The sequence below is a fragment of the Schaalia radingae genome, from assembly GCF_900106055.1.
GTDB classification, from domain to species: Bacteria; Actinomycetota; Actinomycetes; order Actinomycetales; family Actinomycetaceae; genus Pauljensenia; species Pauljensenia radingae_A.
In genome coordinates this window covers 351,933-372,339 of record NZ_LT629792.1, presented here as the reverse complement: position 1 = coordinate 372,339, position 20,407 = coordinate 351,933, and the positions used below count along the sequence as shown (strand labels likewise).

Annotated in this window: 17 protein-coding genes; 4 read left to right on the top strand and 13 right to left on the bottom strand. The window is 59.9% G+C overall.

Annotated features, from left to right (window positions below; translation table 11 throughout):
• Positions 1–34 precede the first annotated feature (34 nt).
• The 5 genes from BLT69_RS01590 to BLT69_RS11180 form a co-directional block, all read right to left on the bottom strand.
• Complete coding sequence (locus BLT69_RS01590) at positions 35–868, bottom strand: ABC transporter ATP-binding protein (protein ID WP_092648222.1); 834 nt, start codon at positions 866–868, stop codon at positions 35–37.
• On the bottom strand, positions 855–1,865 hold the full coding sequence (locus BLT69_RS01585) for an ABC transporter ATP-binding protein (RefSeq protein WP_092648221.1): 1,011 nt from the start codon (positions 1,863–1,865) through the stop codon (positions 855–857). Before BLT69_RS01585 ends, BLT69_RS01590 begins: the two co-directional genes overlap by 14 nt.
• A complete protein-coding gene (locus BLT69_RS01580) occupies positions 1,862–2,809 on the bottom strand; it encodes an ABC transporter permease (protein WP_074026244.1) in 948 nt (315 codons plus the stop codon). The genes BLT69_RS01585 and BLT69_RS01580 overlap by 4 nt, the downstream gene beginning before the upstream one ends.
• Positions 2,809–3,879 (bottom strand): ABC transporter permease, encoded by a 1,071-nt coding sequence (locus tag BLT69_RS01575; RefSeq protein WP_092648220.1) that lies wholly within the window; start codon positions 3,877–3,879, stop codon positions 2,809–2,811. Before BLT69_RS01575 ends, BLT69_RS01580 begins: the two co-directional genes overlap by 1 nt.
• A 103-nt stretch (positions 3,880–3,982) precedes the next feature.
• Entirely contained in the window at positions 3,983–6,346 is a 2,364-nt protein-coding gene (locus BLT69_RS11180) for an ROK family protein (RefSeq protein ID WP_058237803.1), read from the bottom strand.
• A 273-nt stretch (positions 6,347–6,619) separates the two neighbouring features.
• On the opposite strand from BLT69_RS11180, the gene BLT69_RS01565 reads away from it, so the two are divergent.
• Complete coding sequence (locus BLT69_RS01565; RefSeq protein WP_058237802.1) at positions 6,620–6,880, top strand: hypothetical protein; 261 nt, start codon at positions 6,620–6,622, stop codon at positions 6,878–6,880.
• A gap of 230 nt (positions 6,881–7,110) precedes the next feature.
• Here the strand turns inward: BLT69_RS01565 and BLT69_RS01560 are convergent, their stop codons facing one another.
• The 8 genes from BLT69_RS01560 to BLT69_RS01525 form a co-directional block, all read right to left on the bottom strand.
• Positions 7,111–7,758, bottom strand: coding sequence for an endonuclease III domain-containing protein (locus BLT69_RS01560; protein ID WP_092648219.1), 648 nt, complete (start codon positions 7,756–7,758; stop codon positions 7,111–7,113).
• On the bottom strand, positions 7,755–8,672 hold the full coding sequence (locus BLT69_RS01555; protein ID WP_257525660.1) for a LysR substrate-binding domain-containing protein: 918 nt from the start codon (positions 8,670–8,672) through the stop codon (positions 7,755–7,757). The genes BLT69_RS01560 and BLT69_RS01555 overlap by 4 nt, the downstream gene beginning before the upstream one ends.
• A gap of 134 nt (positions 8,673–8,806) precedes the next feature.
• Positions 8,807–10,396 (bottom strand): alkyl hydroperoxide reductase subunit F, encoded by a 1,590-nt coding sequence (ahpF, locus tag BLT69_RS01550; RefSeq protein WP_058237800.1) that lies wholly within the window; start codon positions 10,394–10,396, stop codon positions 8,807–8,809.
• 139 nt (positions 10,397–10,535) lie between these two features.
• On the bottom strand, positions 10,536–11,099 hold the full coding sequence (ahpC, locus tag BLT69_RS01545; protein ID WP_058237799.1) for an alkyl hydroperoxide reductase subunit C: 564 nt from the start codon (positions 11,097–11,099) through the stop codon (positions 10,536–10,538).
• Positions 11,100–11,750: 651 nt separating this feature from the next.
• The gene (locus BLT69_RS01540; RefSeq protein ID WP_157886303.1) at positions 11,751–12,893 is read right to left on the bottom strand and encodes a hypothetical protein; all 1,143 of its coding nucleotides are present in this window, start codon (positions 12,891–12,893) and stop codon (positions 11,751–11,753) included.
• 71 nt (positions 12,894–12,964) lie between these two features.
• Positions 12,965–13,708: a GNAT family N-acetyltransferase gene (locus BLT69_RS01535; RefSeq protein WP_058237797.1), complete on the bottom strand. Its 744-nt coding sequence runs from the start codon at positions 13,706–13,708 to the stop codon at positions 12,965–12,967.
• Positions 13,708–14,928, bottom strand: coding sequence for a molybdopterin molybdotransferase MoeA (locus BLT69_RS01530; protein ID WP_058237796.1), 1,221 nt, complete (start codon positions 14,926–14,928; stop codon positions 13,708–13,710). The genes BLT69_RS01535 and BLT69_RS01530 overlap by 1 nt, the downstream gene beginning before the upstream one ends.
• Before the next feature lie 14 nt (positions 14,929–14,942).
• Positions 14,943–15,935 carry a UTP--glucose-1-phosphate uridylyltransferase gene (locus tag BLT69_RS01525; RefSeq protein ID WP_058237795.1) on the bottom strand — a complete coding sequence of 331 codons (993 nt, stop codon included), beginning with the start codon at positions 15,933–15,935 and terminating at the stop codon, positions 14,943–14,945.
• A gap of 49 nt (positions 15,936–15,984) precedes the next feature.
• Between BLT69_RS01525 and BLT69_RS01520 the strand changes: the two genes are divergently transcribed.
• The 3 genes from BLT69_RS01520 to BLT69_RS01510 all read left to right on the top strand — a co-directional run bounded on the left by BLT69_RS01520 (position 15,985) and on the right by BLT69_RS01510 (position 20,407).
• The gene (locus BLT69_RS01520) at positions 15,985–16,713 is read left to right on the top strand and encodes a 5-formyltetrahydrofolate cyclo-ligase (RefSeq protein WP_092648217.1); all 729 of its coding nucleotides are present in this window, start codon (positions 15,985–15,987) and stop codon (positions 16,711–16,713) included.
• Between the two features lie 81 nt (positions 16,714–16,794).
• Entirely contained in the window at positions 16,795–19,785 is a 2,991-nt protein-coding gene (locus tag BLT69_RS01515) for an FAD-binding and (Fe-S)-binding domain-containing protein (protein ID WP_092648216.1), read from the top strand.
• A gap of 148 nt (positions 19,786–19,933) precedes the next feature.
• Positions 19,934–20,407 carry a DUF2975 domain-containing protein gene (locus tag BLT69_RS01510; protein WP_157886302.1) on the top strand — a complete coding sequence of 158 codons (474 nt, stop codon included), beginning with the start codon at positions 19,934–19,936 and terminating at the stop codon, positions 20,405–20,407.

The window sequence follows — 20,407 nt, the reverse complement described above, 5'->3', positions numbered from 1 at the left end:
TGTGTGACCTTTCTGGTACGTAGTTGGATTTCTTTTATCGCTTTTTCGTTCTCTTGACTCGCCTGCTCGGATCCGGTGCAGCGCCAATCAGAACCCGCGTATAGTCGTGCTCAGGTTCGTGCACAATCTGTTCGGTCTGGCCCACTTCAACCAGCTTCCCGTGGTACATCACGGCCATCCGGTCAGACAGGTATCGCGCACTGGCGATGTCGTGCGTGATGTAGAGGATGGACACGCCACGTTCATGACGCAGCTCATCGAGCAGATTCAGCACACCGATTCGTATCGACACGTCCAGCATCGACGTGGGTTCATCTGCCAGCAGCACAGACGGCTCCACAGCCAACGACCGCGCGATCGAGACGCGTTGCCGTTGCCCACCGGACATGGAACTGGGATACCGGTCGATGAACTCTGAGGCAGGAGTCAGATGCACGGTCTCCAGCAGTTCCAACGTTCGCTGCTCAACTTCCTGCCGACTAGTGGCGCGGCCATGCAGTTTCAACGCTCTGCCGATGATGTGACGCACCGTCTTCAGGTTGTTGAGCGAGGCAAACGGGTCCTGGAAGATCATCTGCACCTGCCCGTAGTACTCAATAGGCCTGATGCGGTTCGGCCCGCTGAGGTTCACCGTCTTGCCGTGCAGCAAAATCTGCCCGGAATCGATGTCACCGAGGAGGGCAAGGGCACGCGCCAGCGTCGTTTTTCCAGAACCCGATTCACCGACGAGGGCGACCACTTCGCCCTTGTGCAGCTCGAGGCTGACATGATCGCAGGCAGTGACAGTGCTGCGTCCACCTGATTGTGCCTTGCCTTCAAAGGTGACGGTCACATCTTCAGCGGCGAGAACCACTTCAGTTTCGGGCATGGTCGTTCCTCCTCTCCACCATGACGGGGCAGGCCACTGAGCGTCCGCCTCCAAGATCAATCAGAACTGGCGGCTTTTCCTCGCACCGCGCTTCTCTGAATTCACAGCGCGGCGCAAAGGGGCAGCCTGGTGGCAGATTCAACAGGTCGGGAGGGGTGCCAGGAATCTCGTGGAACTTCCGCTTGGGCTGGGTCAACGAGGGGAAAGCATCCCGCAGACCACGCGAATACGGGTGGATCGGGTCATCTGCCAAGTCCTCGCCATCAGCAATTTCAATGAGCTTGCCGGCATACATGATTGCGATGCGATCAGCGATCTCGAGGAGCAACGACAGGTCGTGCGTCACGAAAATGACCGAGAATCCCAGCTTTTCCTGAAGTGCCAGAATCTCGTCGAGGATCTGGCGCTGCATGACGACATCGACGGCAGTGGTCGGCTCATCCATCACGATCAGTTCTGGATCGCATGCCAGCGCCAGCGCGATCAGTGAGCGCTGCCGCATCCCTCCGGACAATTCATGCGGGTAACGTGTCATGGCGTCAGGGCCAATGCCAACATCTTCCAGCAGCGACACTGCGCGTTCCTGGCGAGCCTTCTTATCCATCCTGGGATTATGGACTGCCAGCACGTCATCGAACTGTTTGCCCAGACGCATCACCGGGTTCAGGCAGGCCATCGCCGACTGCATCACGATTGACAGATCAACCCACCTCAGGGGGCGGATCTGGTCCTCACTGGCACGCGCCAGATCGATGACCTTTCCGTCTGGGGAATAGTAGCGAATTGCGCCAGATGCGATAACGGCGGGCGGTTTTTGCAACCTCATGATCGCTGTCAGAAGCGTCGATTTTCCGGAAGCTGATTCACCAGCCACGCCCAGGATCTCGCCTCGATGCAGCGTGAAGCTGACGTCGTTGCACGCCCGCGCATCGGCGTCAACACCAAGATAGTCGACGCACAGGCTGTCAACTTCCAGCAGTTTCACTGGCTCTGTCATGAGGTCACCGTCCCTGTATCTGCGCTCCACATCACGGGCTGATCGCTGGATCGAATCTCTCGGTCACGTTTCCTGTTGAACTTGCGGGTGATGCTCGTCAATCGTGCGTTCAGTGAGGGGTTCGTGATTTCATCCAGACCGAAGTTCACCATTGCCGTCGCAAAGCCGATCAGGGCGATACAGATACCTGGTGGCAGGAACCACCACCACATGCCGCGCAGCAATGCGCCCTGCTGTTGTGCCTGCCCGATCTGCATACCCCAGGACATTCCGTTTGTATTTCCAATACCTAGGAATGCGAGGGAGGATTCAGCGAAAATGCCAGCCACCAGAGCACGCAGGAACATTGCCGAAATGATGCCGCCCAGGTGAGGCACGATTTCGACCATGACGATTCGCCACCTCTTTTCTCCGATTGAACGCAGAGCCGCAGTGAAGTCTCTGTTGCGAAGAGAAAGCGTTTGCGAACGGATGACTCGCGCACCACCGGGCCACTCCAGGAAGCCGATAATCAGGGCGATCATGACGATCCCGGCATTGTTGATGTAGCCGGCGATGATGAACATCAGTGCAAGGCTTGGGAGGGTCATCAGCACGTTCACGAAAGCCATCGTCACCTTGTCGATCAGGCCGACTGAGTATCCCGACCATGTTCCGACCAGGACAGCGATCACCGTTGCCAGAAGACCGGAAATCAAACCGACGAATACCGATCCGCGCGCGCCTTTCACCGTCTGCGCAAATACGTCCTGTCCGGCAAGGTTCGTGCCCAGAAGGTGCTCGCTGCTTGGCGCTGACCCCATGTTTTCGTAGTCAACGGCTGCCGGGTCCAGGTTCATCACTGTGGTAATGAACAGTTCACCGAAGATCGCAACGATCAGGAAGAAGATCAGGATAGAAATTCCGACCTGTACTTTGCGGCTTGAGAGAAATTGCTTGAGCATCAGTTCTCCCTCGTTCGAGGATCGAGAACCACGTACAGGGAATCTGCAACGAAGTTAGCGATCAGGACGGCAAAAACAATCATGAGGAAGATGTTCTGCATGACTGGATAATCCTTCGCGAGGATCGACTGCAGCAGCAGGTAACCGATCCCGGGGTAGGTGAAGACGATTTCACTGAGGACGACACCACCCACGATGCCTCCCATTGCCATGGCCAGATTCGTAATATTCGGCAGGAGCGCGTTACGCGCCGCGTAGCGGAACAGCACGGTTCGCTCGGGCAATCCCTTTGCTTTTGCCAGCGTGACGTAGTCTTCCGAAATCGTGGTCACCATCATGTTTCTCATCGAGAAAAGCCATCCGGCAAAACCGATCAGGATGAGGGTGAATGCGGGCAGTGCGCCATACCGCAGCACGCTCATAACGAAGTAGAAGTTATTGATGTCGAAAGGAACATCGGGGTCATATCCACCTGCACCAGGGAACCAGTTCAGCTGGAAGGAAAAGACCCACAGCACGACCATCGATACCCAGAATGCTGGGAATGATGAGAACAACGTTGAAGCGGGAGTGAGGATGTTGTCGAGGCGCGATCCCGGGTTCCAGCCGACGATGGCTCCCAGAGCAGTTCCCACGAGCCAGGCGAGTAAAGTTGTCACACCTACCAGCAGGACGGTCCACGGCAACGCACCACTGATGAGTTCTCCCACGCTGGTCGGGTATCGCATGACGGAGATACCGAATTCGCCGTGCAGGACGTCCCAGATGTAGGTCAGGAACTGTTCCACGATGTTCTTCTGCGGATCACCGTAGAGGGAATACATCGACTGAACCTGTTCTGCACTGAGCTTGGTTCCCGTTTGTTGTTCGATCTGGCGGGTCAAAGTGACCACCGGATCGCCGGGCATGAAGCGCGGAATGGCAAAGTTCAAGACAACTGCCACAAAAGCAGTGACGACATAGAATCCCAGGCGTTTGAGCAGATAGACCAGCCCGGTTGGACTGTGTCGTTGCCGTGTCTTTTCCGCAGCGGCAACTTCTTCTACGGAAGCGACTCCTTCTAGAGACATCGGCACCCTCCCTTGGGATACGTAGTCGATTCTTCACGCTACAAGTTGTGAATATTACTTATATAAGATCTTGAGATAATAGCGCGGCTCAGTTCAGTAGCCGTTATTTCACCTGGTTGTGATTGAAATAAGCAACAAGGTGTTCAGGAAGTTCGGGGATGTGGCGCGGCTCGTTCCCCTCGCGCAACGAGCTCGTTGCCTGGATGCCGGCAGCCACCGCGTACCATGCTCCCAAAGGCGATGTGTCGGTCACCGCGTCGTGGGCAACGAATCGGAGGAACTCGTCAACAATCAGCTTGTCGGCATCTCCATGCCCCTTCTCATCACCGATGATGGGGAACTGCTCGTCACCATCAGGGTTATAGATCGTGCGCTTATTCCACAAGCTGATGTGCCCGCCCTCGCCGTCACCGAAGTTTTCCAGACGCCCTTCGGTGCCGATCACCGTGTAGTTTCGCCAGTAATCGGGCGAGAAGTGGCATTGCTCGTATGAGGCCAGGACACCAGATTCCATTCGCATCAGCATCATGGACACGTCTTCGACATCGATAACGGCGTTCAAGCCCTTTTGGGTCATGGGCGGCCAATTGTCGAGGGAATACCAGTCGTGCATGAGCTCGTTGGAATGATCGCCGCGGTCGGTGATCTTGTCGTATACCATCAGGTCGCCCATTGCGACGACGTCTGTCGTGTGAGAGTCGGCCAGCCAGTGCATCACGTCAATGTCGTGTGCGGCTTTCTGCAGCAGCAGCCCCGTGCCGTGCTCACGCGTGGCATGCCAGTCCTTGAAGTAGAAGTCGCCGCCTGCGCCCACGAAGTGTCGGCACCAGATCGTCTTGACTTCACCGATTCGCCCCGCGCGGATCAGATCACGCATGGTGCGCACGACGTTCATGTGGCGCATATTGTGACCGACGTACAGCTTCGATCCAGTTTCATATGCCGTCTCCAGGATGCGTGTGGCATCGTCAAGGTGGATGGCGAGCGGCTTTTCAACGTACACGTCGATTCCCGCCTTGAGCAGTTGACACGCGATGTCGGCATGGGTGTCATCCGGTGATGTCACAAATGCAACGTCAACGTCGCATTCAATGAGCTCGTCGACTGCTTCGCATACGGCAATCGAGTCCGGGTCCCGCTTGAGCTGTTTCTCGACGCGTTCGCGGCGCTGCGGATGCGGTTCACATGCTGCGACGATCTGCGCCGGAACACTGGCATTTTCGGCTCCCAGAGCCAGAGGGGCGCGGGCCCCGATCCCCACAACGCCGACTCTCAGTGGCGCAGATGAACTGGATGTGTGCTGAGTCGTCAACGTCGTATGCCTCCTGTTGAGTTGAGCTGACAGAATTGAGTGAAGGTGATGGAGCGTGGGCAGCTGCGAGGACCCTTCCCCGAAGAGGTGGCGATCTGCGTCCAGCAGTGCCCATGCGACGGCGCCAATTGAGGCGCAGGCCGTGCCGTAGGGAGATTCTTCGATTCGAAGATCCGGTGCGGATTCAGGGCGCAGACTGGCAAGTTTCCCCTTGATTGCTGCCATGACTTGCGTGGAGTTGGCGGGAAGGCCTGCAATGACGATGGTTCGCGGATCGACCACCACCCCCAGCGGTCCGATTATGCCGGCCAGTCGTTCGCCCCATTGGGCGTAGGCACGTTCGAGGGAGGCTCTGTCCTGCGGTGAATCCTGGGTGCCGACCTGATTGCGGGCAACGGATTCCTCCACGAGGGGCGCGTCCACCACGTCTGTGATTTCACCGGCATTGAATGAACAGCCTCGGTGGAGTTGTCCTTTGAGGATCAGCCCCGTGTGGATGCCCAACTGGCAGTTCACGAACAGCAGGTCATCATCGGCGGCAAGTTTTCCGTCGCTGACGCGAGTCACAAATTCACCCATTGCCGCAGCGTTGATATCATTTTCGATTCGAACCGGGCATCCCAGATCGCGGCGCAGGGCATCACCGAATGGAAAACCAGCCCACGATGGGATCAGGTCTGAACGAACAATCGTGCCCTGGGCATCAATGACACCTGTGGTGGAGACGACGCAGGCGTGAACGGGTCCCCATTGGGGCCGCAGCTTTTCAATGAAGCGGGTGATGAGCGCCTCTACCTCGCGGTAGCGTTCCTGCCCGCTTTGCGCCTTCAGCTGAGCTACACGCGATTGGATGATGGAGCCGGACATGGAGATCGCGCTGATGGCCATTGTCCGTTGAAGCAGATCCACGCCCACAGCGAATCCTGCGTGGGGCGCCAGAGTGAATACGCGTGCCGGCCTGCCACCGTCAACGACGCTGCTTTGCTCAACGATCATTCCGCGTGCTGCCAGGCCTTCCAGGATCGGCGTCACGGTCGGTCGCGTCACGCTGCAGGCTTGAGCGAGCTGGGAATGGGTGGCGCCGCCTTGACGCAGCACGTTGATTACGTCCAGGGCACGCCGGTCTCCGCGCTCTGAACTACGCCGAGTGCTCATACTGCGTCCTCACTGCCTCATTGCCACGTCTTTCATGGGCATTATTGCGATGGACGTTCGCCCATCTCCCTTATGAAAGCCACTAATAAAAGTGAATATTAGAACGTGGGACCCATCGTGTCAATCCCACGACGCCTCGAGCGTGCACCTGCCCCGGATACGTTTGAACGCTCAGCGATCAGACAGATAATGCACTCAGAGGCCTTTGCAGGCATCCGGGCGACGAGTCCCGCGCAAGTGAGCCGCTGCCACCAGCTGCAAAGAGGAGGACATATGTCTCACGTTCAGCACATCGCCGGCCGGTACGCCGATATTCACAAATGGCAAGAAGACCTGCGTGCTGACCTTCACCGCCATCCCGAAGTGTCGATGGAAGAAGAACGCACCAGTCAGACGATCATTGACGAGGTAACCGCCCTGGGCCTTGATGCCACCCGAGTGGGCCCGACCGGCGTGGTGAGCGTCGTTGCCAACGGTGACGGGCAACCCGTGCTGGCACGCGCACACATGGATGCGCTACCCGCGCGCCCCTGAATCTGAGTACTACGACCAGTTCCCTCTGACCGTCAACGACCGCGACACGCATGATCGCGTCCGAACACCGTTCGACGCGTTCTTTGAGGACGGCGTTGTGGGTGATGGCGATCCGGTGACAGCGTCGGAGGACTTCTCCCGCATTCCCGGCGCCTGGGATGCGTCGTACCTGTACTGGAATGTGACGGGAACCGTGGATCCGAGCACCAGCACGCATGCCCTGCGCTGCTTCAACCGCCCTGCGACACCTCAAGCGTGGGATAGAACGCCTCCCATCCGCCGCAGGATCGAGCCTTCTTGCCTGCTTCAACAATGAGCCCATGAAAGTGGGCCAGTTCAGGTGTCGTGAAGTCACCCTCGTCAATGAGGGGCTGAAGAGTGCGACGCGCGGCTTCATAGCTGCGAGGCACGGCCCACCCGGCGGCGCTCAGGAACCGGCGCGCATACAGGTCCCAGATGAATACGGGACGCTCATAGCCGTACAGCACGATGTCGTCGGCGGTTTCAGGGCCGATCCCCTTCACGTCGATGAGGCTCGCGCGCAGTTCGTCGGTCGGCAACCGCGTGTGGGACGCGTCGTCGAGGAACCAGCGTGCTGCACGGATGAGGGTTTCGGACTTGGCGCGCATGAAGCCGCTGGGACGGATCAGGCGCTGCAGGTCGGCAGATGCAGTGGTCGCCAGTTTCTGCGCCTCGAGCAGGCCGGCTTCGCGCAGATTTGCCAGAGAATACTCCACATTGCGCCACGCCACATTCTGCGTCAGGACAGCACCCACCACGATCTCGAAGCGGGTGTCGGCCGGCCACCACTGACCGGCGTCAATGCGCCTGCACAGCGCGTCAAAAAGCGCTCGCGCCGAGGGAGCGGCCGATGTCACTGCTCCTCCGTTGCATGAGAGACAGGTGCGACCAGTGAGCTGATCAGGTCAGCAATGGTGGTGTTGAGCTCGTCCAGCGGGCTGGATCGACGCCATACCAGGTTGATGGAGCGGTAGGGGCGCGGCGGGCAGAACTCGCGAAGAACCAGACCGTCGGGTTGCGCGATCGGAGGGATCGTCGCCAGCCGAGGCAGCAGCGTCACTCCGCTTCCGGCTGCGACCATGTAGCGCAGCGTCTCGAGCGACGTGGCGCGGAAGGCTGACTGGCGGGCACCGACTTTTTCGCAGATGCTGACCGTGCTGCGACGCATGCAGTGTCCTTCTTCAAGCAGAATCACCTCGTGACCGGCCAAATCGCCCAAGTCAACGGGCGTGGTTTGCTCGCCTAGGGCTGACGTGCTCGAGGTTGCCAGCACGAAATCCTCGTCAAAAAGGTGCGCCACGGTCAGGCCCGACTCCGCAGACGTATCCGCCAGAACAGCCGCGTCAATTCTGCCGGATGCAAGCGCGTCCATGAGTGCGAGGGATTTTTCCTCGACGAAATGGGCGGTCAGGTCTGGCAACGCTTTCCCAAGTTCGGGCGCAAAGCGCGGCAAAAGGTAGGGTGCAATCGTCGGGAATACGCCGATGGTGACGGTGGCGGCCAGAGAATTCGATCCGCTGCGACCGACCTGCTCAATGTGGTCCAGGTCAGTGAGGATGCGACGCGCATAGTAGACAACGTCACGGCCAACCGGGGTGATCAGCACCTGCTGCGTTCCGCGTTCAACCAGCTGGGCTCCCAATTCCTCCTCCAGCTTCTTGACCTGCGCTGACAGCGTCGGCTGCGAAACGTGAGCACGCTGAGCAGCACGCGTGAAGTTCCGCTCCTCATCCAACGCGACAAGATACTCCAGGGCCCGAACGTTCCTCACCTTGACGCACTCCTTCCTGATGTGTGATCCGCTGAGCAGGCGGTGGATCCCCATCACCAACATGGCGAGCCCGAATCGCCTGGCTCAGTTCCTGCTCAGCGTGATCACATTTTTCGCTGCCGCCTGGTCGCGACCTAGTCGTGGTGCGGGGCGCGAATCAGGTAGTTGAACGCACTCAGTGCGGCGGTGGCGCCGGAGCCGAATGCCGTCACGATCTGCTTGTATGGTTCATCTGTGCAGTCACCGGCAGCAAAAATCCCGAGCACGTTGGTCTTTCCTTCGCGATCTGTCACAACCTCACGCCGGTCGCTCAGTTCCACCTCTTCGGGAAGCCACTGCGTGTTCGGAACCAGGCCGATCTGGATAAAAATGCCGTCCGTGTCGACCGAGCGCGTCTCGCCGCTTGCACGATCTTCATATGCCAGGGCAGTCACTTTCTGACCGTCACCGATCACTTCAGTGGAGCGTGCTCCGACAATGACATCAACATTGTCGAGGGCGTCCATCGCATCCAGTAGCACTCGGTCAGCTTTGAGCTGATCCAGGAATTCGACTACGGTGACGTGGCGCGCGACGCCGGCCAGGTCGATAGCCGCTTCGATACCGGAGTTTCCGCCGCCGATCACAACGACGTCCTTGTTCTTGAACAGTGGACCATCGCAGTGCGGGCAGAAGGACACGCCCTTATTGCGGTATTCCTCTTCGCCGGGTACACCCAGAGTTCGCCACGTCGCACCGCTGGCCACGATGACGCTCCTGGCGCGCAGGTGCCCGCCTGAACGTGTCACCACGGTATGCAGCGGATAGTCTCGCGAGTTGTCGTCAGCACTGACCGCAGCGATTTCAAGGCGATCCGCCCACTGCGGCACGTACACATCGATGTCGTACTGGTTGATGTGTTCAGTCAGATCGGCAGCCAGCTGAGAACCTGTTGTGTGCACCTGAGAGATGGCGTTTTCAATACTCTCGGTTTCCACCACCTGGCCACCGCGGTGATCCATCACCATTGCGGTGCGGATACCCTTGCGAGCGGTGTAGATGGCAGCTGACGAGGCGGCCGGCCCTCCGCCGACAATCACCACGTCGTAGGGTTCTTCCTGATTCATCTGGTCAACCGCGGCCTGGGCGCCGCCCTCGTCCAGCATGGAAACGAAGTCGTCGAGTGTCGTGCGACCGGAGGAAAACATCTCGTCGCCCTCGAATGTGACGGGCACACTCATGATTCCGTGGTTTTCGACCTCGCTTTGGAAAGCGCCGCCTTCAACTGCGGTGTGGCGAATCGAGGGATTGATGATGGAGATCGTGTTCAGTGCCTGCACGACTTCCGGGCAGTTTTGGCACGTGAGCGACATGTAGGTCACGAACTCGCGCGGGCCTTTGATGCGCTGAATGGCCTGGCGTTGCTCGTCGGAGATCTTGGCGGGGTGACCGCCGACCTGCAGAAGCGCCAGGACAAGTGAGGAGAATTCGTGACCCAGTGGCAGTCCCGCGAACCTCACCTCGACATCCGTACCGATGCGGCGAACGGCGAAGGATGGTGTGCGAGGGTTTGCCTCGTCGGTGAGGGTAATGTTCTCACTCTTGGCAGCTATTTCCTCCAGCAGCTCCCGTACCTGCGCCGACAGATCGGAGTTATCCAGGCTTGCAGCGAGTTCAATCGGCGCTACTACTTTGGTCAGCAGCTGCGACAGTTGGGCGGAAAGCTGGTCATTCAAAACTGGCATGGCGTTACGTGCCTTTCACAAAATTGCGGACGCGGGAGGGCAGGTGTCGCCCTCGTGATGCGCCAATCCCGCACCGACGCGTTCTCACGTGCGGCGAGAACTTACGTGTGCGGGATGGCGTGACGTTCAGTGATGCGGGTCAGATCTTGCCGACGAGGTCCAGGGACGGAGCCAGCGTCTCTTCGCCTTCTTCCCACTTCGCGGGGCACACTTCGCCCGGATGCGCGGCGACATACTGAGCTGCCTTGACCTTGCGGATCAGTTCGGCTGCGTTGCGGCCGATTCCCTCCGAGGAGACCTCGAAGAACTGGATAACGCCGTCTGGATCGATGAGGAAGGTGGCGCGGTCAGCCAGGCCGACGCCTTCGCGCATGTTCTCGAAGTTGTTGGTCAGTTCACCTGACGGATCACCGATCATGTAGTACTTGATCTTGGCGATTGTGTCGGATGCTTCGTGCCATGCCTTGTGCGTGAAGTGCGTGTCGGTGGACACGGAATAGACCTCAACGCCCAGTTTCTGCAGCTCGTCGTAGTAGTCCGCCAGGTCGCCCAGCTCGGTCGGACACACGAAGGAAAAGTCAGCTGGGTAGAAGAAGAAAATGGCCCATTTGCCGAGGACATCCTGTTCGGTCAGTTCAACGAATTCGCCCTCTTTGAACGCTGTGGCCTTGAAGGGGCGGATCTGGGTGTTCATCAAGTTCATGGTTCTCCTATCCGAGTTTCGCCAACCGCTCACGCACATGACGAGCATGTCGAACGGTTTCTCACAACACTCTCAGTATAGACCAAACCAATGCAACTTACCACTTCAATAGATTTCCTCTATCACATGGTGTACGACCGCTAGTGCGGGAGGTCTGATTAGCTGCAATGCAGCGACGGGATAGCGTAACGCTGTACAGGAATGGCGCGATGCACCGCCAGGATGGATACGTCCGTATAAGACAAGCAGGCGTCTGCGCACATTCCCCTAGATCTTCGGGATCTTCGTGCACATACCCCTAGATCTTCCGCCAATTGTGCACATACCCCTAGTTCTAAAGCCCACCACGCCTCTCGAAATTTCCATCATGCGTCCTGACCAGCGAAAACAGAAAACAGTACGCAGACGGGAGGCTTAGATCTAGGGCTTCGTGCAAAAAGAAGCGTAGATCTAGGGGATTGTGCAGCTGGAAAGTTTAGATCCAGGGGGTTGTGCACGCTGAGCGTGATTTTCAGACCCGCAAACTCACCAGGCTTTGCCGGGTCGGCGACTCTGCCGGGCACACTGCACTGCCGAATCGGCAACTCCATCGGACGCGACGCGCTACCAGGCCGACATCAACATGAGCGATGCAGCGCCGAAGCAGCACCGTTATTGGGCGCGACGAGACTCCAGAACCGCGTCCAGATCGAACGCGACATCCGCCTGAGCGGCGACCTCTTCAGTCGAACGCATCTGCTGACCGGAAGATGAGCTCGCGTGGATAGGACGCCCTCGGACATCGGAAGGAACCTGAGGGATGCCTCGCAAATCAGTATCGGCGTGCACCACTCGGCCGGTAATCTCCTGGCGTGATGCGTAGGTAGGTGCAGGGATGCGCTGGACGGACCATGCGCGCTGCGTCTGGGCGACATCGCGGGTCGCCTGGTCGAGTCGTGCGTCCTCGTCATCAACACTGTGAGACGCCTGCGCCTCGTCGTCGACACGTTGGATTTCGGTCGACGCGTCGGCTCCAAGGGCTTCATCCGGCCCCTCGTCGGTTGCCGTTTCAGACGCAGGAGCATGCTCCACAGTCTCAGGGGCGACGGGCGAAGGCGCGGAATTGCGGCGTGCCGAGGTGCCACGCGTCAGCTCCATAATCCGCTTTTCTTCGGCTTCACCAACGCGCTGGGAACGAATGGCGCTCCAGCGTGACACGCCAAGGCCAGCAGCAAGTGCCGCCGCGGGAATCAGAACCCATGCCCATGACATCGTGGTCAGCGCTGCAATCAGCATCATCAGCACAGTGATTGCTGCACACACCCCACTGAGGATCATTCGGCGCTGACCTGCTGCCTTCTCACTGGCAATACGTGCCGCGCGGCGTGCACGCAGGCGCGACAGTTCGCGGGTGCGCACATAGTCTCGTTGCGCGTGGATCGTCCCGTCGGGTCGACGTGCGGATCGCGATTCGTCAGCCATGGTGTCTCCTCGATGACCACGAAGGTGAGCAGGTTGTTGGGTGGCCGGCAGCGCCGGGCGCGCGTGGTAGTCATCCGCTCCAGCAGCATCATCGGATTGCAGCGCCTGATGCGCCAACAACGGTGTCGAGCCGCAGTGCGAATTGGCGGTGGATGAAGTATCGCCACTGTGATGGCACAGTGCCGGTTCCTCATCAATCAGACGCATCCTGGGCGAGAATCGGTCAGCCTCGCGGGACTGAGTGATCGCCGTGCGTCGGTCAACAAGGTGCGGCACAATCACGACGATCGTGATCGCGATTGCCATCACAACAATGATTCCACCGTACTCCACGTATTAACGCTACGGCACGGGCTGCCAAAAACAGGTTCTGACGCGCGCGCCGGCGCCAAATGAGAGGCGAATCAGGTCAGCGTCAGCGGCATTTTCCACACGGATTGGACGATGCCGCCCTCGGGCCAGGATTCCGTATCCAAAGCGAAGCTGACGTGATCAGCCCACCTGCCCGCAATGCACATGTAACGCTTCTTGTAGCCCTCTTCACGCAACCCGATTTTTCGACACAATCCCAAAGATCGATCATTTTCCGGCCGGACGTTGACCTCCACCCGGTGCAAGCCCAGCTCACCGATCATCAGGTCGATGACGCCAGCCACGCACAGCGCACCCAGCCCCACCCCAGCGGCTTTCCTGACCATCCAATAGCCGAGGACGCCCTGACACATCGCCCCCCACTGAACATTGGAGACGGTGATCAAACCCAGCGGTTGACGGTCGCATTCGACCATCATGACAAGGCTCGTTCCGCGCTTTTGCTGCCTGTCGACCTGGCGCTGATAGGTCCAGATGTCGGGGAGTTCCTCTGTCGATCCGACCGGCAGCGTCGCCTCCCAGGGTTTGAGCCACGCAGAATTCTCGGCACGCGCTTTCTCGATGCGAAGATGATCGCTACCGTAGGCCGGACGGATCACAACACTGTCCCCGAGCTTCACGGCGCTATCACGCCCCGTTCGCGCAGCGCTCCCCGTCGCCCCGATTCTCGAGGCACTGCCATGCGGCCTGATCAGAGCGCGACCCACAGGATCGTCGATGCGAATCGTCAGCTCATCGGGGTGGCGTCCCCAGATCCGCGGCCTGCCGAACAGCATTAATCAAGCACCATGCACTGCAGGGCGTCACCGGCACGCACATTCGTGACCTCTTCGGGCACGACCGCCAGTGCGTTCGATTCAGCCAGTGCGGACAGCAATAGCGCTGCAGGTGATCCCATGATTTTGGCCTGGTATCCGGTTCGAGGCGACCCCGTCAGGCGCACGCGGACAAATTCGCGTCGCCCTCGTGGTGAATACCATGAGCGATCCACGCGAGCCTGCACGCTCGGCCTGCTCAGTGTCGTCCATCCCTGCATCTGTCGAAGGGCAGGACGCACATATACTTCGAAACACACCTGCGCGGATACAGGGTCACCGGGCAGGCAGAAGATCGGAGTCGCGTCATCTTCGTCACCGACGGTTCCAACTCCGAGGATATGCCCGGGCCATGCGGCCACATTGTCAAAGCGCACCGTGCCCAGCGCGCCGAGCACTTCGCGCACCGTATCGCCTGAGCCATACGAGATGCCGCCGGTCGTGATGATGAGGTCAGCGCGAACCAGCTGGTCCTGGATCGTTTCGCGCAGTGCCTGACGGCCATCAGGAACGGCTGCCACGCGGAAGGTTTGAGCACCCGCATCCGCCACAGCGGTGGAAAGGGCATGCCCGTTGGCATCGAACACCGTGCCGGGTCGTGCCTGTTCACCCGGCTCCACAAGCTCGTCACCAATCGACAGGATCACCACTCGTGGGCGTGGATGCACTGTCACTCGTGAGCGCCCCACGCCGGCCAGAAGCGCTACCTGGCGTGCACCTACACGCGTGCCGTGACGCAGAACCACGTCCCCCTCGACCACGTCTTCGGCGCGACGCCGGATGTTCTCACCGCGCGCCGGCTGGGTGCGCACGGTCACTTTAGCCATACCGCGATCCGTAAAATCCAGTGCGATCACCGCATCTGCACCTGTGGGCACCGGCGCTCCCGATGCAATGCGGATGGCAGTTCCCGGCACCAGCGCGGCCGGGTCAACATCTCCAGCCTTGACTTCCTCGGTGACCGGCAGGGTCACCATACTGTCCGGGCGCGCCCCTTCGAGGTCAGACGATCGCACGGCGTACCCGTCGCATCCGGCCAGATCCGCTACGGGAAGGTCGAAGCGGGCCTGCACGTCTTCAGCCAGCACGCACGACACGGCATCAGCGAGCTGGACATCCAGCGGCGGCTGCTGGCCAACAGTTGACAGGCAGTCTTGGTAAAACTCTGCGACCGAACGCATTCAAGTTGTCCCTTTCAGTGATGCTTGGGTGACGTGCTGTCAGACTTGTCGAGGGCGTCCCCCGGCTGTGTTGCCATGAGCTCTTCCAGGAACGAGCGTACTCCGGGTCCCAGTTCCGGGTCCTCCAGCGCCAGTTCAATGGAGGCGGTGAGGTAGCCGAGTTTGTCTCCGGTGTCGAAGCGGCGGTCATCCAGAACCAGGCCAACTACGCCACCTCCTTCTTCGGCTGGCACGTCGATGAGTCGGGCATATGCGTCGGTGAGCTGGTATTCACCACCGTGACCGGGTTCGATATTTTCCAGTTCCGTGAAGATACGCGGATTGAAGACGTAGCGGCCCACCACGGCGTATTCGCTGAGCACCTCATCGACCGGGGGCTTTTCGACAACCTTGTTGAGGCGGAACAATGTGCCTTCCTCAATGTCGATGGGCAGGCCTTCCGGAATCGGCATCGGGGTGACGTCAACAGAAGCATAAGCGGTTGCCTGTTCGGGTGTGACACGCATGAGTGCGACAACCGATCCGCCGATCGCCGTGCGGATCGCGAGCATTTTCTCCAGCAGGCGGGACTTTGGGTGCATCAAATCGTCCGGCAGCATGACGGCAAAAGGATTGTTACCAACGTGGAAGCGTGACTGAAGGACGGCATGTCCCAGCCCCAGCGGATGTCCCTGGCGCACAGAGTGCATGCGCGCGAGGTGCTCATATTCGCGCACGATCTTGAGCAGTGATTCCTTGTGAGAGGCCTCCAGTGCCGCCTCCAGGCCGGGATCTGCGTCGAAGTATTCCTCGATGGCATCTTTGCCGGTGCGAGTGATGATCAGCATGTCTTCAATGCCGGCTCGAGTGGCTTCGCGCGCAATATATTCAATGGATGGTCGGTCAACGACCGGCAGCATTTCTTTGGGCACAGACTTCGTTGCCGGCAAGAATCTCGTTCCGCGTCCAGCTGCTGGGATCACGGCGTGACGCACGCGCGCGTGACGAGTGGGCTCAGTTTCGCTCATGTCTGCCACAGTATCCTAAGTAGGAGATGTTCAGTGCTCAGGAGGGGCCATGTTGCACGAAAAAGCTCCACTTCGCGCCAGAATTCGCGCCCAGCGGCGTGACAGGCGCGCCCGGTGGGATGCACTCCCTGGCCGCGAAGCCGATGAGTTGCGCCGGCGGGAGCAACGCGGACTGGTCCGCTCGTGGCTGCAGGCCTGTAACGCGCTCGGAGTAGGGTGTCCTCACCTCCCGGCACTGTTTGTTCCAACCACCACCGAGCCGGATGTCTCAGCCATCGTCGCTGAATCGGGTCGCTGCTTCCTGCCTGTTGTCGTTAACCGGCAGGGGCGTGCACTGGACGAACCTGCGTGGGGCTGTATTGATTTTCCTGATGCCAGCACATCTGCCTGGTCATCATTGACGACTGACCGTCTGGCAGCAGTCCTCGACCAGCCTTCTGCACGCTGGCCTGCCCAGCCTCATCTCTCCGATGCGCCCTATGCCGAACTTCCTGACAGCGTCGACATTGTATTGCTTGCGGGCCTGGCCGCCGACCTTTCGGGCACGCGCCTGGGCCAGGGCGGCGGGTGGTATGACCGGGCCTTAAGTAGGTGGAACACGGATCACGCTGAGAGGTCGCCGCAGGAAAGCGCACTGCCTGTGAGGCGCCGTGCTCCACTGGTCATCGCACTGTTCGATGAAGAGGTGTGGGATACAGGCACCTTGCCTGTCGATCCTCACGATGTCGCCGTAGACGCGATTGTGACACCCACACGCATGGTGATGCTGACTCGCTGACGCCCGCGACACAGCCACACCTGTCAGTTCGCATACCTGATGGCGGCGCAGAGCAGGCATCAAAAGTGGCACAATCAGCCTATGAGCTTCCACCCACTCAGCAGTGAGCCGGCGACAGCCTCGTCCCCCCTGCCCAAGCGCGCCGATATCCGGCCTCGCGACGTGGAAGCTTGCTACGCGCACCTGGTTGACGTGCTCGACGGTGAGGTTGATCGTACGACAGGCACCCGCGCGCGCTATTCCACAGACGCCGGCAACTATCGCGTTCCGCCGCAGTTCGTTGTCTTCCCTCGTTCAACCGAGGACGTCCTGGCCGTGTGCGAGGCGTCGCGACGCTTCTCCATTCCGTTGACCAACCGTGGGGGTGGCACGTCATGTGCTGGCAATGCGTGTGGACCGGGCATCGTCATTGACTTTTCGCGCCACCTGAACCGAGTGCTGTCGATCGATCCGCAGGCGCGCACGGCCGTGGTGGAGCCGGGCTGCGTGGAATCCACCCTGCAGGAAGCTGCCCGCAAGTACGGACTGCGTTTCGGTCCGGATCCGTCCAGCCAGAACCGGGCAACGATCGGCGGCATGGTGGGCAACAATGCGTGCGGGCCTCACGCAACCGCCTGGGGACGCACGTCAGACAACATCGTCTCCCTCGACGTCATCGATGGACGAGGCAGACGCTTCACCGCTTCCACCAGCCACTCTGACCTCTCGCAGGTGCCTGGACTGGACACGCTGATCGATTCCAATCTGGCGCTCATCCGCACGGAACTGGGGCGTTTCGGCAGGCAGGTGTCGGGTTATTCGCTTGAGCATCTGACCCCTGAGAAGCATCGCAATCTGGCGGCGATGCTGGTGGGCACCGAGGGGACGCTGACCACAATCGTGTCGATCACCGTCAAGTTGGTGGAGATTCCGCGAGCGCCCGTGCTGGTGGCGTTAGGGTATCCGGACATGATTGCTGCAGCTGACGATGTACCCACAATTTTGCGCTGTGAGCCGCTGGCTGTCGAAGGGATGGATTCGCGCCTGGTGGACGTGGTACGAGCTCACCGCGGACCCGGAGCCGTGCCGGCGCTTCCCAAGGGTGACGGGTGGCTGATGTGCGAGGTGTCGGCCGGAAGCGAAGAGGAATCGCTGGCACAGGCTCGCAGACTTGCGGCCGCATCTCATGCGGTCGATGCGGCGGTCTACCCTCCGGGGGATGATGCCACGCGACTGTGGCGCATCCGCGCTGATGGTGCGGGATTGGGTGGGCGCACTCCCCCATCTGAAACGTCAGCGACCGGTGAACAGGCATGGCCCGGTTTTGAAGATGCCGCGGTGCCACCGGACCGCCTCGGAGCCTACTTGCGTGATTTCACGGCGCTGATGGATGAGTATGACATTGACGGGCTGCTGTACGGGCATTTCGGAGATGGCTGCGTGCATGTGCGTCTGAACATGCCACTCGAGACCGGGGCTGGGGTGGCGCATTCGAGGCGTTTCCTGGAGGAGGCGGCTCAGGTGTGCGCCAGGCATGGCGGTTCAGTTTCCGGTGAACACGGGGATGGGCGTGCACGCACGGAACTGCTGCGCTTCATGTACTCCCCGGAACTGATTGACCTGTTCAACAACGTCAAGGCCCTGTTCGACCCCGATGACCTGCTCAATCCCGGTGTTTTGGCCTCACCGACCAACCAGATCGACAAGCTCGATGATTTCCTGCGGCGCCCTCGTGCACGCTCGTTGCCAGCGGCGGGAGGCTTCGCCTTCGGGGAAGACCACGGTGATTTCACTCAGGCGGTCCATCGCTGCACAGGTGTGGGCAAGTGTCGCGCGACGATTGACGGCACGTTTATGTGCCCGTCGTGGAAGGCGTCGCATCTGGAAAAGGACGTGACCCGAGGGCGGGCGCGCACACTCCAGGACGCTGCCAATGGGCAACTGATCCAGTCAATCACCTCACCGGAGGTGCTCGAAGCGCTCGACCTGTGTCTGTCATGTAAGGCCTGTTCGTCGGATTGCCCGGCAGGTGTGGACATGGCCAGGTACCGCTCTGAGGTGTTCTTCCGTAAGTACCGTGGGCGCCTGCGTCCGCTGTCCCACTATGCGCTGGGCCGCCTGCCCCTGTGGACGGGCCTGAGCGCCCGCATTCCGGGTGCATCCGCCCTGACCAACGCAGTGATGGGAGTAGATGCGATTCGCCGGGCTGCATTCGCACTGCTGGGTATGGATGCGCGTAGACCGATGCCCGCTCTTCAGTCCGGAACCTTCCAGCGATGGGCCAGGCGGCGGCACCTGGTTGCAGATGCGCCTCCGTCAGCAGTGCCGTCGAGTGCCGAGCGGCTTGCTGAGACAGCATCGCCTGCTTCCTCGTCCGCTTCTGAAGCCCGACGCTTCGCAGTGGTGTGGGCCGATTCGTTTTCACAGACGCTTGACGACCGGGGCGCGCGTGCAACGGTTGCGGTGTTGCGTCAGAACGGTTTCGAGGTGATTATTCCTCCCCATGCGTGCTGCGGCCTGACGTGGATTACGACGGGGCAGCTGACTGGGGCGAAGAAGAAACTGACGGCTTTGCTGGACGTTCTGGCACCGTTCGCTGTAGCTGGGATTCCAATCGTAGGCGTGGAGCCGTCATGTACGGCAGTCCTGCGTGATGATCTGCTGGATCTGCTGCCAGATGACCGGCGCTCAGTTCCCGTGTCGCGCGCTGTGCATACTCTGGCTGAAGTGCTGGCCACTGTTCCGAAGGAGGAGCGTGTTCTGCCTGATTTACATGGCACGACAATTGTGGCGCAGCCGCACTGCCACCATCATTCGGTGATGACGTGGAGCGCAGATCGGGCGCTGCTGGATTCACTGGGTGCCACCGTTGTCCAGCTGGATGGCTGTTGCGGTCTGGCCGGTAATTTCGGCATGGAAAAGGGGCACTACGATATGTCGGTCGAGGTGGCGCGCACCTCACTGCTCCCTGCCCTCAATGCGTATCCAGATGCCGTGTATCTGGCGGATGGTTTCTCGTGCCGCACTCAGGCTCAGCAGCTCGCTGACCGAGGCGGCATGCATCTGGCAAGCTTGCTGGCATCGCAGATCTAAAACCGCCTTGCGCCTCGCCACTCAGCGTCACGTTAACTGAACCAATCAGCACATGTGCCGTCCTGCCACCACACCCATTGACATGCCGAACATCGATAAATTATTATCGTTTATCGATAACCATGTGATGTTTGAAGGAGGCACACTCATGAAACCGCATACCATCATTGCCCGCGTGGTTCTGGTGATCTTCGGCCTCGGCATTGTCTTAAGTTGGCTGCTGCTCTGGTCAGAAAGCGACTACAGCGCCGCCGCCTGGCCGGAAATGGCACACCTGCAGTACCCGATCCTCGTCGGCTCCATCATCGCCACGCTTCCATTCCTCGCCATCCTGATCATCGCCTACCAGTTCCTATTGCTCGTTGAGCGCCGCACAGTCTTCACGCACCGGGCATTAACGCTGATTGGCCGCGCGCAGTGGGTGTGCATCGCCGCCACGATCTACTACGTGAGCGCGACCATCTGGTTCATGTGCGTCAGTCCGCTCCAGCACATCTCGATCCTTCTGATGGCGATCTTCATGGTGACGCTCAGCGCAGGCGGCACTGTTTTCTTCCTGGTCACCGGACACATTTTCCGCGCTGCGATTGCTGCGTGGGATGAGAATCAGCTGACGGTGTAG

What these genes read in the sequence shown, in the direction of transcription:
- BLT69_RS01590 (WP_092648222.1), bottom strand. Translation starts at nt 868, where the DNA reads ATGCCCGAAACTGAAGTGGTTCTCGCCGCTGAAGATGTGACCGTCACC.
- BLT69_RS01585 (WP_092648221.1), bottom strand. Translation starts at nt 1,865, where the DNA reads ATGACAGAGCCAGTGAAACTGCTGGAAGTTGACAGCCTGTGCGTCGAC.
- BLT69_RS01580 (WP_074026244.1), bottom strand. Translation starts at nt 2,809, where the DNA reads ATGCTCAAGCAATTTCTCTCAAGCCGCAAAGTACAGGTCGGAATTTCT.
- BLT69_RS01575 (WP_092648220.1), bottom strand. Translation starts at nt 3,879, where the DNA reads ATGTCTCTAGAAGGAGTCGCTTCCGTAGAAGAAGTTGCCGCTGCGGAA.
- BLT69_RS11180 (WP_058237803.1), bottom strand. Translation starts at nt 6,346, where the DNA reads ATGAGCACTCGGCGTAGTTCAGAGCGCGGAGACCGGCGTGCCCTGGAC.
- BLT69_RS01565 (WP_058237802.1), top strand. Translation starts at nt 6,620, where the DNA reads ATGTCTCACGTTCAGCACATCGCCGGCCGGTACGCCGATATTCACAAA.
- ahpF (WP_058237800.1), bottom strand. Translation starts at nt 10,396, where the DNA reads ATGCCAGTTTTGAATGACCAGCTTTCCGCCCAACTGTCGCAGCTGCTG.
- ahpC (WP_058237799.1), bottom strand. Translation starts at nt 11,099, where the DNA reads ATGAACTTGATGAACACCCAGATCCGCCCCTTCAAGGCCACAGCGTTC.
- BLT69_RS01535 (WP_058237797.1), bottom strand. Translation starts at nt 13,708, where the DNA reads ATGCTGTTCGGCAGGCCGCGGATCTGGGGACGCCACCCCGATGAGCTG.
- BLT69_RS01530 (WP_058237796.1), bottom strand. Translation starts at nt 14,928, where the DNA reads ATGCGTTCGGTCGCAGAGTTTTACCAAGACTGCCTGTCAACTGTTGGC.
- BLT69_RS01525 (WP_058237795.1), bottom strand. Translation starts at nt 15,935, where the DNA reads ATGAGCGAAACTGAGCCCACTCGTCACGCGCGCGTGCGTCACGCCGTG.
- BLT69_RS01520 (WP_092648217.1), top strand. Translation starts at nt 15,985, where the DNA reads ATGTTGCACGAAAAAGCTCCACTTCGCGCCAGAATTCGCGCCCAGCGG.
- BLT69_RS01515 (WP_092648216.1), top strand. Translation starts at nt 16,795, where the DNA reads ATGAGCTTCCACCCACTCAGCAGTGAGCCGGCGACAGCCTCGTCCCCC.
- BLT69_RS01510 (WP_157886302.1), top strand. Translation starts at nt 19,934, where the DNA reads ATGAAACCGCATACCATCATTGCCCGCGTGGTTCTGGTGATCTTCGGC.